The following is a 12,395-nucleotide window of genomic DNA, read 5'->3' as shown; positions in this document are numbered from 1 at the left end:
TTTCACGCATCCGCTGACGCAGGTGCGTGCCATGAAAACTTCGATGTCCGTGTTCACGTTCGCGCTCGGCCTCGGCCTGCTGATGCCGGCGTCGCCGGACGCACATGCGAGCTTTACCGGCATCCAGAAGTGCCGCGCGCCGGACGGCACCAGCGTCTACACCGACAAGCCGTGCAGCTTCGTCGGCGCGAAGGCGTCGGACATGTCCGCCGACCTCGGCATGCGGCTGGCGAGCGAAGCCGCCCGCGAGCCCGAGGCCTATGCCGACGCGGCGATGTCCGATGCCGTCGTTTCCGCTTCACCGGCCGGTCGCCGCTCGCTGCAGGCGGGGTGCGCGCGCACGCCGACCCAGCTCGCGATGGACATCGAGGGCTCGATCGGGCTTCGCGACGTCAACCGCCTCGCCGAGAGCTGGCAGTGGGCCGGCATGACGCAGTCGCAGGCCACGCCGGTGATGAAGCGGCTCGAGCGCCTGGCGAAGTCGAACGTGCAGTCGACGCGCTATTTCGACGCGCAGATCGGCTTCGGCATGCAGCTGGCGTCGGCCGACAACGACGTCGACGGCCGCGCCGGCATCCTGCAGGTCAGCGTGGGCGGCGAGAACGGCATGCACGCGCTGGAACTGAACGTGGAACGGTACGCGGGCTGCTACTTCGTCCACTTCTGACAGCGGTCGCGTGCCGCGACGCGCCGGCGGCCGTACGCTAGGCCCATGCTGCGCCGCCTGTTTCCGCTCCTCGCACTGCTGCCGCTCGCCACGCCGTCGCCGGTATCCGCGCAGGTCCGGCGCTGCGTGCTCGACGACGGCACCACCGTTTTCACCGACCAGCGCTGCGACGTGATCGGCGCCACCGAGCGCCCCACGTCCGGCGCGTCGACCGCGCAGCTGCGCTCGTACCGCCCCGCGTGCCCCCGCACCCTGCGCGACCTCGCCTTCGAGGTGTCGTCCGCGGTGGAGTCGCACGACGTGAACCGCCTGGCGGGCGTGTACCTATGGACGGGCATGGGGACGCACGCGGGCTATGCGCTGATGGACCGCCTGCAGGCCGTCGTCGACCGTCCGCTGGTCGACGTGCAGCCGATCTGGCCGGGTGTCGACGACGAGCCCTACCCGACCACCGTGCCGACGCGCCCCCCGGTCGGGCTGCGGCTCGAGCAGACCTCCAAGCGCGGCAGCACGCCCGTCCGGACCGTGTTCGCCCTGCGCAAGCAGCTGGACTGCTGGTGGATCGTGGAAGGCGGGGCTCGACGCGCACCCGCGCCGTCGAGCGAGCCGGTCGAGGTCGTGGACTGACGGCGTACGGCCGCCTCATGGGACAATGCGCCGTTTCCCACTCCCCGGACGCCGCGCATGCAATACCCCGAATGGATCTGGCACAACGGCTCGATCAAGCCCTGGGCCGAGGCCACCACCCATGTCATGTCGCATGCGCTGCATTACGGTTCGTCGGTCTTCGAGGGCATCCGCTGCTACGAGACGCCGAACGGCCCGGCGATCTTCCGCCTGACCGACCATAACCGCCGCCTGTTCGCCTCCGCACGTATCTACGACATGGTGCTGCCGTACTCGCTCGACGAGCTCAACGCCGCCTGCCGCGAGGTGATCCTGCGCAACGGCCTGACGCGCGCCTACCTGCGCCCGCTGGCCTATCGCGGCCTTGGCGGCTTCGGGCTGTCGGCCGAGACGCCGATCGACGTGTCGGTGGCCTCGTGGTTCATGGGCCCGTACCTCGGCGAAGGCGTGCTCGAGCAGGGCATCGACGCCTGCGTGTCGAGCTGGCAGCGCTTCGCGCCGAACACCATACCCGCGGGCGCGAAGGCCGGCGGCAACTACCTCTCGGGCCAGCTCGTCGCCCGCGAGGCGCGCCGCCTCGGCTTCGGCGAAGGCATCGCGCTCGCATCGACCGGCCTGCTCAGCGAAGGCGCCGGCGAGAACCTGTTCCTCGTGTTCGACGGTGCGCTGCACACCACGCCGGTCAGTGCCGCGCTGCTCAACGGCATCACGCGCAACACGATCATGACGCTCGCGCGCGACGCCGGCATTCCGGTGATCGAGCGCGACCTGCCGCGCGAGTACCTGTATCTCTGCGACGAGCTGTTCATGTGCGGCACGGCCGCGGAAATCACGCCGATCCGCTCCGTGGACGGTCGCCAGGTCGGCAACGGCCAGGCGGGCCCGCTGACGCGCCGGATGCAGTCGATGTTCTTCGGGCTGTTCGAAGGCACGACGCCCGATCGCTACGGCTGGCTGGAACCGCTGCAGGGCTGAGCCGTACGCAGGACGAAAAGGCCGGCGAAATGCCGGCCTTTTTCATGTTTCGAGGCGGGCCGCTGCGCTCAACCGAATGTCAGCGTCGCGACCACGCCGCGCACGTCGCCCGGCGTCACCCGCACGTCCCAGCCGTACAGCTCGCACAGGCGCCGCACGATCGACAGGCCGATGCCGCCGCCCTGCGAGTGGCCGGCATGCGTGCCGCGATAGCCGCGCTCGAACAGCCGCGCCGCGTCCTCCGCGCTCAGCCCCGGCCCCGAATCGACGACCTCGACGGACCTGGGCTGCAGCCGAACCACGACTTCGCCTTCGGCCGTGTACTTCACCGCGTTGCCGATCAGGTTGTTCAGCGCCACCGTGACGGCGGCCTCGGGCGCGTCGGCCATCAAGCCGCGATTGCCCTCGATGCGCAGCGTCACCGGCTTGCCGCCGAGCTGCGCGCGGTGCGCGTCCAGCAGTTGTTCGGCGACGCGCGCGACGTCGGTCGTGCCCTGCCCGCGCTCGTTGCGCGAGAGCAGGAGCAGCGCGCTGATCAGGTCGGTGCACTGCTGCTCGGCGCGCTGGATGCGCAGCAAGCGGTTGCGCGACTTCTCGTCGAGGTCGGACTTGGCCAGCAGCAACTCGATCGCGCCGCGGATCACCGCCAGCGGCGTGCGCAGTTCGTGGCTCACGTCGGCGTTGAATTCGCGGTCGCGCTGCACCACGTGCGTGAGCCGGTTGGAATATTCGTCCAGCGCGGCCGCGAGCTGGCCGACCTCGTCGTCCGCGAAGTCGTTCGCCAGCGGTTCGCTGAGTTCCCCGCGCGAGCGCTTGAGCCGGTTCGCGAGCTCCAGCACCGGGCTCATGACGCGCGATGCGGACCACCAGCCGATCACCAGCGACAGCGCGGTGAAGAACACGACCACGCCCGCGAGTTCGCGATTGGTGCGGCGCCGGCCTCGCTCGGCCTCGGTCAGGTCCATCGCGAGGAAGAACCACGCCTGCGGCGTCTTGCGCACGGCCAGGCGGTAGGCGAACGGCGTGCCGTCGTCGTTGTTGCCGCTGACGGTGTGGATGCCGTCGCCCAGGGCGAACCACTCCGGCTGCTCCTCGCGCAGGCGCTCGAACTTGTCGGGCGTCACCACGCGCGCGCGGTACTGGTTGACCGGAACTTCCGGCTCGCCGGTCGGGTTGGCGAAATAGAGCCGCCCGATCTCGTCGATGTTGCGGTTCATCACGTCGGTGACGAGTTCGTCCTCGACGCGGTCGCGCACCGAGTTGGTCGCCAGCGCGAGCATCAACGAAAGGCCGAAGCCCAGCAGCACGAAGCCGAGGATGATTCGGCTGCGCAGGCGCCGGCGGTATCGGGTGCGCGCACGCGGGCGCGCGGACGGGCTGACGTCGGCCATCGTCGATCGGGTCGGGCGGAAGCCGCCAGTCTAGGGGCTCGCACCGGCCGCCACGAGGGCCGGTGCGATCGTCGTCAAACGGTCGACCCTTCGGGCGCCGCGATGCGGTAGCCGATGCCGTGGCGCGTCTGGATCAGCGGATTGCCGAACGGCTTGTCGACCACCGAGCGCAGGCCGTGGATGTGCACGCGCAGCGAGTCCGAATCGGGCAGTTCCTCGCCCCATACGCGCGTTTCCAGTTCCTGCCGCGTGACCACCGCGGGCGAGGCCTCCATCAGCGCCTGCAGGATCTTGAGCGCGGTGGGGTTGAGCTGGAGCAGCTTGCCGCCCCGGCGCACCTCGAGCGTGTCGAGGTTGTACTCGAGGTCGGCGACGTTGAGCACGCGCGTCTGCACGCCACGACCGCGACGCGAGAGCGCCGCCAGGCGCACCTCGACTTCCTGCAGCGCGAACGGCTTGATCAGGTAGTCGTCGGCGCCCGAGTCGAAGCCGGCGAGCTTGTTGTCGAGCGAATCGCGCGCCGTGAGCATCAGCACCGGCGTCTGCTTGCGCGCCTCGTTGCGAAGTTTTCGGCAGACCTCGAGGCCGTCGAGGCCGGGCAGGTTGAGGTCGAGCACGATGGCGTCGAAGTCGTGCACCACCGCGAGGTGCAGGCCGGTGATGCCGTCGGCGGCGAAGTCGACGGTGTGGCCGCGGTCCTCGAGGAAATCGCCCAGATTGGCGGCAATGTCGGGATTGTCCTCGATGACAAGGATTCGCATGGAGGTTTCCTGGGGCTGGAGCCGGCTGCCGCCCGTCGCGGCGGGCGACGGCGTCTGGGCGGGGCGTGGGTCGTGGGTGCGCATGTGCATCGCTCGATTGTGTCAGACGGCTGTTCATGCATCGTCTTCACATCGGACCGGCGGCGCGCAAAAAAGTGCCCGGACGCAGGCGCCCGGGCAAAAAGTGTTACCCCGATTACCGCGGCCCGCCGAGGAGCCACCCCGGGATGAGCTGCGGAACGGGCACGCTACGCCCGAAACCCTTAAACGATGGTTAAGGACTGTCGGGGATTTTCGTTAGCAATTCGTTATTTCCGACGGCGGGCACGGGCCGGCTTCGACGGCCGCCCTCCCTGTGCAACAAAGGCCACGATTTCGCCCGCAATGTCCTTTTTCGAGGCACTTTCGATGCCTTCGAGGCCGGGCGAAGCATTCACCTCGAGCACCAGCGGCCCGCGGTCCGAGCGGATCAGGTCGACGCCCGCGATCCCCAGCCCCAGCACCCGCGTCGCCCGCACCGCCACCTCGCACTCCGCATCGGTCGGCTGGACGCCCACCGCGCTGCCGCCGCGATGCAGGTTCGACCGGAACTCGCCCGCCGGCGCCTGGCGCCGCATCGCCGCGATGACGCGGTCGCCGACCACGAAGCAGCGCAGGTCGGCGCCCTTCGCCTCCTCGATGAACTCCTGCACGAGGAAATTCGCGTACAGCCCGCGCAGCGCCTCGGTGATGCCGCGCGACGCGGAGAGTTTCTCCGCGAGGATCACGCCCGTGCCCTGGGAACTTTCGGTCAGCTTGATCACGTGCGGCGACGGACCGAGCAGCTTGAGCAGGTCGCCGGTGTCGTCCGGGTTATCGCCGAACACCGTCACCGGCATGTGGATGCCTTCGGACGCGAGCAGCTGGTGCGCGCGCAGCTTGTCGCGCGCCTTGAGAATGGCGTCGGACGGGTTGGGCGTGCGGGTGCCCATCAGCTCGAACTGGCGCAGCACCGCGGTGCCGTAGCGCGTCACCGATGCGCCGATGCGCGGGATCACCGCGTCGACGCCCGTGAGCGGTCGGCCCTTGTAGTGCATCGCGAAGTCGCCGCTGGCGATGCGCATGTAGCAGCGCAACGGGTCGAGCACGCGAACCGTGTGGCCCTGCTCGCGGCCGGCCTCGACGAGGCGGCGCGTGGAGTACAGCGAACTGTTGCGCGAGAGGATCGCGAGCTTCATGGACGGGCCGTGGGTGGAAGCGGCCGGCGGGGCGCGCGGCCGTGGAGGAAGGAGCGTGCGGGATCGACGGTGAAGTGACCGGACAGCGCCGTGCGGCCCACGAGCATCGCGAAGCGCATGCCGCGGCGATCGGCCAGGTTGACCTCGATCATCCGTTCGACGCCCGCGAGCCGCAGTCGCGTGCGCAGGAATACGCGCAGGCTGCGATGGCCGCCGGAATCGACGACCTCGCGCTCGTCGTGCACGGGGGCATGGACCTCGACGGCCTCGCGACCGCGCGGGGTCAGGCGGAACCCGACCCATGGCGCACCGGCTTCGACCGTGCGCCACTGCGCATCGACGTGCAACGCAGACGACCGCGCGCCCGTGTCGACCTTGGCGCGCAGCGCCGGAAGCCCGAGGTCGGGCAGCGCGATGCACTCGCGCCAGCCGACCAGCGTGGAGGACGACGTCGTGCTCACTGGGGTTCCCCGGGCGCGGAAAAAGAAAACGGCGACCAGTGTGACCGGTCGCCGTTGCGATTCTGTGGAGCGGGTGATGGGAATCGAACCCACGTTAGCAGCTTGGGAAGCTGCAGTTCTACCATTGAACTACACCCGCGCGGGGCGAAGTCTAGGCCGCGCGCGTGCCGGTTGGCAACGCGCGCGGCGTTCGATCAGAAGCTGCTTCCGACGGTCACGTACAGGGTCGCGTCGTTGCCGCCCTCCTGCATCTGCGTGAGGCTGGCGCCGACGTCCGCGTTGAGGCCGAACACGCTCGTGCGGGCGCCGAACTGCAGCGTGGCGTACGTGTCGTCGAACGCGACGCCCGGCACGGCGTAATCGCCGGCGGTCGAAAGCGTCTGCGAGCGCGCGAACGCCTCCTCGGGCTGGTCCTCGAACTCGCGGTCGACGGTGAGGCGGGCATACGGCGTGACGCTCCCCGCGTCGACGTGCGCCTGCCAGCCGACCTTGCCGATCAGCGAGTTGAAGGTCTGGTCCGGGTAGGCCAGCGCGGTCGACAGCGTGCCCTGGTCCTCGGCGAAGCCGTCGATGTCGATGCGCTGCGACAGCACGCCGACCACCGGGCCGTGCTTCAGCGCACCGCTGCCGAACTCCCAGCCGCCCTCGGCGCCGACGGTCAGCACGTTGCCGCTGGTATCGCCATGGTGGACGCGGGTCGCCTGACCGAGCTCGACGCGACGGTCGAGGTCGTACGTGTTGCGGCTGTAGCTCAGCTGGCCGTCGACCCAGGCCGCGCCGCTGCGCCAGCCCACGTAACCGCCGAGGGTGGCGTCGCGCTGGTCGAACTCGCCCATGCGCTGGCCCCAGTCGAACGAGCTGCGGCCGAAGCCGGCGAAGCCGCCATAGACGAGGTTGCCGGACTTCCAGTCGACGCCCGCCGTGAGCGCGGGACCGGCGCCGTCGTAGACGTCACCCTTGCCGTAGCGCTGGAAATCGCCGCGCACGTTCGCCCACCAGCGCATGCCCTCGCCTTCGCTCGTCGAGCGGGCCATGGCCTGGCCGCCGACGACATCCGCGCGCGCACGGTTGATCACCGAGGTGGTGTGCGTGAGCAGCTGCACCTGGCGCGGCGCTTCGAGCACGGAGATCGCGTAGTCGCCGAGGATCTCGTGGCCCGCGAGCGACGGATGCACGCCGTCGGCGAACAGGTAGGTGTACGGCGAATTGGGGTTCGCGTAGGTGGTCGGGTTGCAGGTCAGCGACGACGCGGTGATCTGCGGGTTGCACGCCGTGCCCGTGACGTTGGCGATGCCGAACTGCGACGGATTGGCGACCACCTCGCCGAGCAGGTGGAAGGTGTCCAGCGGGATCACCCGCAGGCCGGCGCTCGACAGGCCGCCGAACAGCGCGGTGTTGTACTGCGTCGAGAGCGCGGTGAGCGTCGCGCGCGCGGTCGCGCCCTGCGCGATGGCCGACGGGGTCGAGCCGATGTCGGGCAGCGTCGGCACGAGGATGTAGCGGGCGCCCGCGCTGCTGAGCTGCTTCACCAGCGCGACCTGCGTGGTCACCGCGGTACCGAGCGTGGCGTTCGCCGGTGCGCCGGCGGCGATCGCGAAGATGTCGTTCGCGCCGCCCCACACCGTGTAGAGCGCATTGGCGTCGGCACGGCCGCCATTGGCGGCGAGGTAGGCGTTGACCTGCGTCTGCAGCGACGGCACAGCGCCGAACGGGCTGCTGTTGGTCGTCGCCACGCGGGCGCCGCCGACCGCGAAGTCGGTCCCGGCGGGGTTCTGCACGCTGCCGTTGGCGCCGTAGTACGGATTGGCGGCGGTGCCGTAGAAATCGGCGAGGTACTCGGCCCAGAGCAGGCCCGGGTTGGTGGTGAAGCGGCCGAGGATCGCCGCCGACGGGCCGGCGGTCTGCACCAGCGCCGGGCGGAACGCGCCGGTGTCGGTCAGCGAATCACCGAAGAAGATCGTCTGCGAGTACGTCTGCGCGAAGGCCGGCATCGCGGCGAGGGCAAGCGCGGCGGCCAGGGCGGTACGGACAGGTTTCATTTCGTTGCGTCCTTGAAAACGTTGGGAAACCGCCGGCGTACGCGGGCGGATGGCGGCATCGAAGCATGTGAAGGAGCCGTTAGCAAGCGGCGAACGGCAGGGGCGCCGAGGGGTGCGGCCGGGCGCCCGGCGGGGCGACAATGCCGCCATGGGACCCAAACTCCGATTGCTGCTCAACGGCGAGCCCCGAGAACTGCCGGCCGGCGCCGACGTGTCGGCCCTGCTCGAGACGGAAGGCCTCGCGACGCGGCGCGTTGCCGTCGAGGTGAACGGCGACATCGTGCCGCGCAGCCGCCACGCCGGCCATCGACTCGCCGACGGCGACCGGGTCGAGATCGTGCACGCGCTCGGCGGCGGATGAGCCGCGGGTTGCCGCATCGCGGGTCCGACCGCCTTGCGCTTCGCGCGATCGCGGCCGCGCGGGCTTGTCGTCGGACGCCGCCCCGCTGCGCCACGACGACCCCGGCCGCGGCCGGCGACGATGCGATAATCCCGGCATGACCGATTTCGCCTCGTCCGATCCGCTCGTCATCGCGGGCACCCCGTTCACCTCCCGCCTCCTCACCGGCACCGGCAAGTTCGCCGACCTCGAGCAGACCCGCCTGGCCACCGAGGCCGCCGGCGCGCAGATCGTGACGGTCGCGATCCGCCGTACCAACATCGGGCAGAACCCCGGCGAGCCGAACCTGCTCGACGTGCTGCCGCCCGACCGCTTCACGATCCTGCCCAACACCGCCGGCTGCTACACCGCCGACGACGCCGTGCGCACCTGCCGCCTCGCGCGCGAGCTGCTCGACGGCCACAAGCTGGTGAAGCTCGAAGTGCTCGGCGACCAGCGCACGCTCTATCCCGATGTCGTGCAGACGCTCGCGGCCGCTGAAACGCTGGTGCGCGACGGCTTCGACGTGATGGTCTACACGTCCGACGACCCGATCCTCGCCAAGCGTCTCGAGGACATCGGCTGCGTCGCCGTGATGCCGCTGGCCGCGCCGATCGGCTCCGGCCTGGGCATCCAGAACCGGTACAACCTGATCGAGATCATCGAGAACGCCAAGGTGCCGATCATCGTCGACGCCGGCGTCGGCACCGCGTCCGATGCGAGCATCGCGATGGAGCTCGGCTGCGACGGCGTGCTGATGAACACCGCGATCGCCGGCGCGAGGGATCCGGTGCTGATGGCGCATGCGATGAAGCTGGCCGTCGAGGCCGGGCGCGCCGCGTTCAAGGCCGGCCGCATCCCGCGCAAGCGCTTCGCGAGCGCGTCGTCGCCGGTGGACGGGCTCATCGGCTGATGACGGAGCCGCACGTCCCGCACGCCAAGCCGTTCACGGTCGAGGAAGGGCATCGCCGCATCCGCAGCTTCGTGCTGCGGCAGGGGCGTTTCACCGATGCGCAGCAGCGCGCGTTCGACGAGCAGTGGCCGCGCTACGGCCTCGACTACGCCGGCGCGCCGCGCGATTTCGACGCCGCGTTCGGCCGCCGCGCGCCGCGCGTCCTGGAGATCGGCTTCGGCAACGGCGAGGCGCTGCGCTTCGCCTGCGCCAACGACCCGGCGCGCGACTACATCGGCATCGAGGTGCACGCCCCGGGGGTCGGCCGCCTGCTCAACGCGCTGGCGGCCGACAACGCGCAGAACGCGAAGCTCTACCACCACGACGCGGTCGAGGTGCTGGAGAACGAGATCGCCGACGGCTCGCTGCAGGAAGTGCGCATCTACTTCCCCGACCCGTGGCACAAGAAGCGCCACAACAAGCGCCGGCTCGTGCAGCCCGCGTTCGCCCAACTGCTCGTGCGCAAGCTTGCGCCCGGCGGCCTGCTGCACCTGGCGACGGACTGGGAGGACTACGCCGAGCACATGTGGGACGTGCTCGACGCGACGCCCGGCCTCGTCAACCGGGCCGGCCCGCGCGGGCCCCTGCCGCGGCCGGAGTGGCGTCCGGACACCCACTTCGAGACGCGTGGCGTGAAGCTCGGCCACGGCGTGTGGGACCTGATGTACGACCGCCTGGGATGAGCGCCCCCGTCGCCCCTGCCCGCCCCGCCCGCGCCCCGTGCGCGACGTCGCGAGCCGGCTGAGCGATGGACGACACCGCCCTTCCGCTGACGCAGGACATGGTGCTGGTGCTGGCGATCGCCGGCTTCACCATGATCATGTTCCTGTTCGAGCGCATCCGCGCCGACGTGGTCGCGCTGGTGGTGCTCGTGCTCCTCGGCCTCACGGGCCTCGTCGATCCGGAGGCGCTGTTCGGCGGCTTCGCCGGCAACGCGGTGATCTGCGTGATGTCGACGATGATCCTCGGCGCCGGCCTCGATCGTACGGGCGCGCTCAACCGGCTGGCGGGCTGGCTGCTGCGTCGCGCGCACGGTGACGAACGTCGTCTGCTGCTGCTCGCCACCGCGGCGGCCGGCGTCAATTCACCGCTGATGCAGAATCCGTCGATCATGGCGCTCTACATGCCGGTCGCGGCGCGGCTGTCCTCGCGCACCGGCCTTCCACTGTCGCGGTTCCTGCTTCCGATCGCCGCCGCCATCGTGATGGGCGGCGGGCTGACGATGGTCGGCAACACGCCGCTCATCCTGCTCAACGACCTGCTGCTCGCCGCCAACGCGAACCTGCCCTCGGGCGCCGGGAGCCTGAAGCCGCTGCGCATGTTCGCGCCGATGCCGATCGGCCTCGCGCTGCTCGCCTCGTCGCTCGCGTACTTCTACTTCTACGGCTATCGCCGCCTGCCGGATACGGAGGGCAAGGGCGCCACCCCCGGCCGCACGCAAAGCTACTTCGCCGAGGCGTACGGGATCGACGGCGACGTCTACGAACTGGACGTGGATGCCGCCAGTCCGCTCGCCGGGCTCACGGTCGGCGAGGTCGAGCGCATGTCGGGCGCGCCGCTGCTGCTCGCGCTCAAGAACGGGGACGAAGTGCGCATGGCGCCGCCGGCCGACTCGCGCATCGTCGCGGGCAGCGTGATCGGCGTGATGGGCACCGAGCAGGCCGTGCGCGATTTCGCGCAACTGCACTTCCTGTGCGTGGCCAACCGCCTGCGGACGTTCGCCGACAGCTTCAACCCGTCGCGCTCCGGCATCTCCGAGGCGGTGGTTCCGGCGACGTCGCGCTACATCGGACGCACCGCGGCCGAGCTGCAGCTGCGCCGCCGCTACGGCCTGAGCCTGCTGGCGATCAACCGCGACAAGGACGTCATCCGCGACGACATCCGCAACGTCTCGCTGCGCGCCGGCGACATGCTCGTGCTGCACAGCCTCTGGTCGGAACTCGCGCCGGTGAACCGCGAGCGCGACCTCGTCGTCGTCACCGACTACCCGAAGGCGAAGCAGCGCCCGCACAAGCTCAAGGCCGCGCTGGTGATCTTCGCGATCACCATGCTGCTGGCGCTGTCGTCGCGGCTGCCCGTGTCGATCGCGTTGATGGCGGGCGTGGTGGGCATGCTGCTGGCCGGGGTGATCGACATCGACGAGGCGTATGCGTCGATCAGCTGGCGCACGGTGTTCCTGATGGCCTGCCTGATCCCGCTCGGCTGGGCCATGGATTCCAGCGGCGCCGCGGCTTGGCTCGCCGGCCACATCAGCGCCCTGCTGCCCGCGTGGATGCCGCCGTGGATGCTCGAGCTGGTGATGGCCATCGGCACGGCCGCGTTCTCGATCGCGATCGGCAATGTCGGCGCGACGATCGTGATGGTGCCGCTGGCGATCAACCTCGCGCTCGCCGCCGGCGGCAACCCGACGGCGTTCGCGCTCACGGTGGCGGTGGCGGCGTCGAACAACCTGGTGACGCCGTCCAACGCGATCATCTCCATGATCACCGCGCCCGGCGGCTACACGGCCGGCGACCTCTGGCGCGTGAGCGGCCCGCTGTCGTTGATCTACGCGGCGGTAACCGTACTGGTCGTCAACCTGATGTTCTGATCAGGGCGCGAGGCGGACGCCGCCTTCGGCCACCTCGACCGCCACGCGCCGCAGCGCATCGCCGCGGCAGGGCCCCGCGACGCAGGTGCCCGAGGGCAGTTCGAAGGACGCGCCGTGCGCGGCGCAGACGAGCAGCCCGTCCCGGCTCAGCAGGAACTTGCCCGGCGCCCAGTCGAGCCGGCGGCCGGCATGCGGGCAGACGTTGAGGAACGCGTCGACGCGCTCGCCCGCCCGAACGAGGATCAGCGACTCCGGCTCGCCGTCGACGATCGCCTCGGCCTCGACGGGTTGGCCTTCGGGCAGCGTGTCGAGGCGGGCGAGCACATCGTTCATCGG

13 protein-coding genes and 1 tRNA gene are annotated in these 12,395 nt (G+C 70.3%); 7 read left to right on the top strand and 7 right to left on the bottom strand.

What is annotated here, in order from left to right:
* The first annotated feature begins 31 nt into the window (after positions 1-31).
* From E4F61_RS00240 to E4F61_RS00230, 3 genes are read left to right on the top strand one after another with little or no spacing between them, the layout of a single operon-like run.
* Positions 32-667 (top strand): hypothetical protein, encoded by a 636-nt coding sequence (locus tag E4F61_RS00240; protein ID WP_133477327.1) that lies wholly within the window; start codon positions 32-34, stop codon positions 665-667.
* Positions 668-712: 45 nt separating this feature from the next.
* The gene (locus E4F61_RS00235; protein ID WP_133477326.1) at positions 713-1,294 is read left to right on the top strand and encodes a hypothetical protein; all 582 of its coding nucleotides are present in this window, start codon (positions 713-715) and stop codon (positions 1,292-1,294) included.
* Between the two features lie 57 nt (positions 1,295-1,351).
* Complete coding sequence (locus tag E4F61_RS00230) at positions 1,352-2,269, top strand: branched-chain amino acid transaminase (protein WP_133477325.1); 918 nt, start codon at positions 1,352-1,354, stop codon at positions 2,267-2,269.
* Positions 2,270-2,337: 68 nt separating this feature from the next.
* On the opposite strand, the gene E4F61_RS00225 is transcribed toward E4F61_RS00230, so the two are convergent.
* The 6 genes from E4F61_RS00225 to E4F61_RS00200 form a co-directional block, all read right to left on the bottom strand.
* Entirely contained in the window at positions 2,338-3,660 is a 1,323-nt protein-coding gene (locus tag E4F61_RS00225; RefSeq protein WP_133477324.1) for a sensor histidine kinase, read from the bottom strand.
* A gap of 74 nt (positions 3,661-3,734) precedes the next feature.
* A complete protein-coding gene (locus tag E4F61_RS00220; protein ID WP_133477323.1) occupies positions 3,735-4,421 on the bottom strand; it encodes a response regulator transcription factor in 687 nt (228 codons plus the stop codon).
* Positions 4,422-4,729: 308 nt separating this feature from the next.
* The gene (gene rimK, locus E4F61_RS00215) at positions 4,730-5,638 is read right to left on the bottom strand and encodes a 30S ribosomal protein S6--L-glutamate ligase (protein WP_133477322.1); all 909 of its coding nucleotides are present in this window, start codon (positions 5,636-5,638) and stop codon (positions 4,730-4,732) included.
* Positions 5,635-6,099, bottom strand: coding sequence for an ATP-dependent zinc protease family protein (locus E4F61_RS00210; protein ID WP_202908916.1), 465 nt, complete (start codon positions 6,097-6,099; stop codon positions 5,635-5,637). Before E4F61_RS00210 ends, rimK begins: the two co-directional genes overlap by 4 nt.
* Before the next feature lie 65 nt (positions 6,100-6,164).
* Positions 6,165-6,238 (bottom strand) — tRNA-Gly (locus tag E4F61_RS00205).
* Between the two features lie 55 nt (positions 6,239-6,293).
* Positions 6,294-8,138, bottom strand: coding sequence for an autotransporter domain-containing protein (locus tag E4F61_RS00200; protein ID WP_133477321.1), 1,845 nt, complete (start codon positions 8,136-8,138; stop codon positions 6,294-6,296).
* A gap of 148 nt (positions 8,139-8,286) precedes the next feature.
* On the opposite strand from E4F61_RS00200, the gene thiS reads away from it, so the two are divergent.
* The 4 genes from thiS to E4F61_RS00180 all read left to right on the top strand — a co-directional run bounded on the left by thiS (position 8,287) and on the right by E4F61_RS00180 (position 12,059).
* Entirely contained in the window at positions 8,287-8,499 is a 213-nt protein-coding gene (gene thiS / locus E4F61_RS00195) for a sulfur carrier protein ThiS (RefSeq protein WP_133477320.1), read from the top strand.
* Positions 8,500-8,635: 136 nt separating this feature from the next.
* Complete coding sequence (locus E4F61_RS00190) at positions 8,636-9,430, top strand: thiazole synthase (protein WP_133477319.1); 795 nt, start codon at positions 8,636-8,638, stop codon at positions 9,428-9,430.
* Positions 9,430-10,152: a tRNA (guanosine(46)-N7)-methyltransferase TrmB gene (trmB, locus tag E4F61_RS00185; protein WP_133477318.1), complete on the top strand. Its 723-nt coding sequence runs from the start codon at positions 9,430-9,432 to the stop codon at positions 10,150-10,152. Before E4F61_RS00190 ends, trmB begins: the two co-directional genes overlap by 1 nt.
* Positions 10,153-10,217: 65 nt before the next feature.
* Positions 10,218-12,059, top strand: coding sequence for an SLC13 family permease (locus E4F61_RS00180; protein WP_133477317.1), 1,842 nt, complete (start codon positions 10,218-10,220; stop codon positions 12,057-12,059).
* Here the strand turns inward: E4F61_RS00180 and E4F61_RS00175 are convergent, their stop codons facing one another.
* On the bottom strand, positions 12,060-12,392 hold the full coding sequence (locus tag E4F61_RS00175) for a Rieske (2Fe-2S) protein (protein WP_133477316.1): 333 nt from the start codon (positions 12,390-12,392) through the stop codon (positions 12,060-12,062).
* Between the last annotated feature and the right edge of the window lie 3 nt (positions 12,393-12,395).

The organism is Cognatilysobacter segetis (assembly GCF_004359965.1).
In the GTDB taxonomy this organism is placed as follows: Bacteria; Pseudomonadota; Gammaproteobacteria; order Xanthomonadales; family Xanthomonadaceae; genus Cognatilysobacter; species Cognatilysobacter segetis.
Note: the sequence above shows the minus strand (reverse complement) of the source record. Positions and strands in the feature narration are given on the sequence as shown.

What these genes read in the sequence shown, in the direction of transcription:
- E4F61_RS00240 (WP_133477327.1), top strand. Translation starts at nt 32, where the DNA reads ATGAAAACTTCGATGTCCGTGTTCACGTTCGCGCTCGGCCTCGGCCTG.
- E4F61_RS00235 (WP_133477326.1), top strand. Translation starts at nt 713, where the DNA reads ATGCTGCGCCGCCTGTTTCCGCTCCTCGCACTGCTGCCGCTCGCCACG.
- E4F61_RS00230 (WP_133477325.1), top strand. Translation starts at nt 1,352, where the DNA reads ATGCAATACCCCGAATGGATCTGGCACAACGGCTCGATCAAGCCCTGG.
- E4F61_RS00225 (WP_133477324.1), bottom strand. Translation starts at nt 3,660, where the DNA reads ATGGCCGACGTCAGCCCGTCCGCGCGCCCGCGTGCGCGCACCCGATAC.
- E4F61_RS00220 (WP_133477323.1), bottom strand. Translation starts at nt 4,421, where the DNA reads ATGCGAATCCTTGTCATCGAGGACAATCCCGACATTGCCGCCAATCTG.
- rimK (WP_133477322.1), bottom strand. Translation starts at nt 5,638, where the DNA reads ATGAAGCTCGCGATCCTCTCGCGCAACAGTTCGCTGTACTCCACGCGC.
- E4F61_RS00200 (WP_133477321.1), bottom strand. Translation starts at nt 8,138, where the DNA reads ATGAAACCTGTCCGTACCGCCCTGGCCGCCGCGCTTGCCCTCGCCGCG.
- thiS (WP_133477320.1), top strand. Translation starts at nt 8,287, where the DNA reads ATGGGACCCAAACTCCGATTGCTGCTCAACGGCGAGCCCCGAGAACTG.
- E4F61_RS00190 (WP_133477319.1), top strand. Translation starts at nt 8,636, where the DNA reads ATGACCGATTTCGCCTCGTCCGATCCGCTCGTCATCGCGGGCACCCCG.
- trmB (WP_133477318.1), top strand. Translation starts at nt 9,430, where the DNA reads ATGACGGAGCCGCACGTCCCGCACGCCAAGCCGTTCACGGTCGAGGAA.
- E4F61_RS00180 (WP_133477317.1), top strand. Translation starts at nt 10,218, where the DNA reads ATGGACGACACCGCCCTTCCGCTGACGCAGGACATGGTGCTGGTGCTG.
- E4F61_RS00175 (WP_133477316.1), bottom strand. Translation starts at nt 12,392, where the DNA reads ATGAACGATGTGCTCGCCCGCCTCGACACGCTGCCCGAAGGCCAACCC.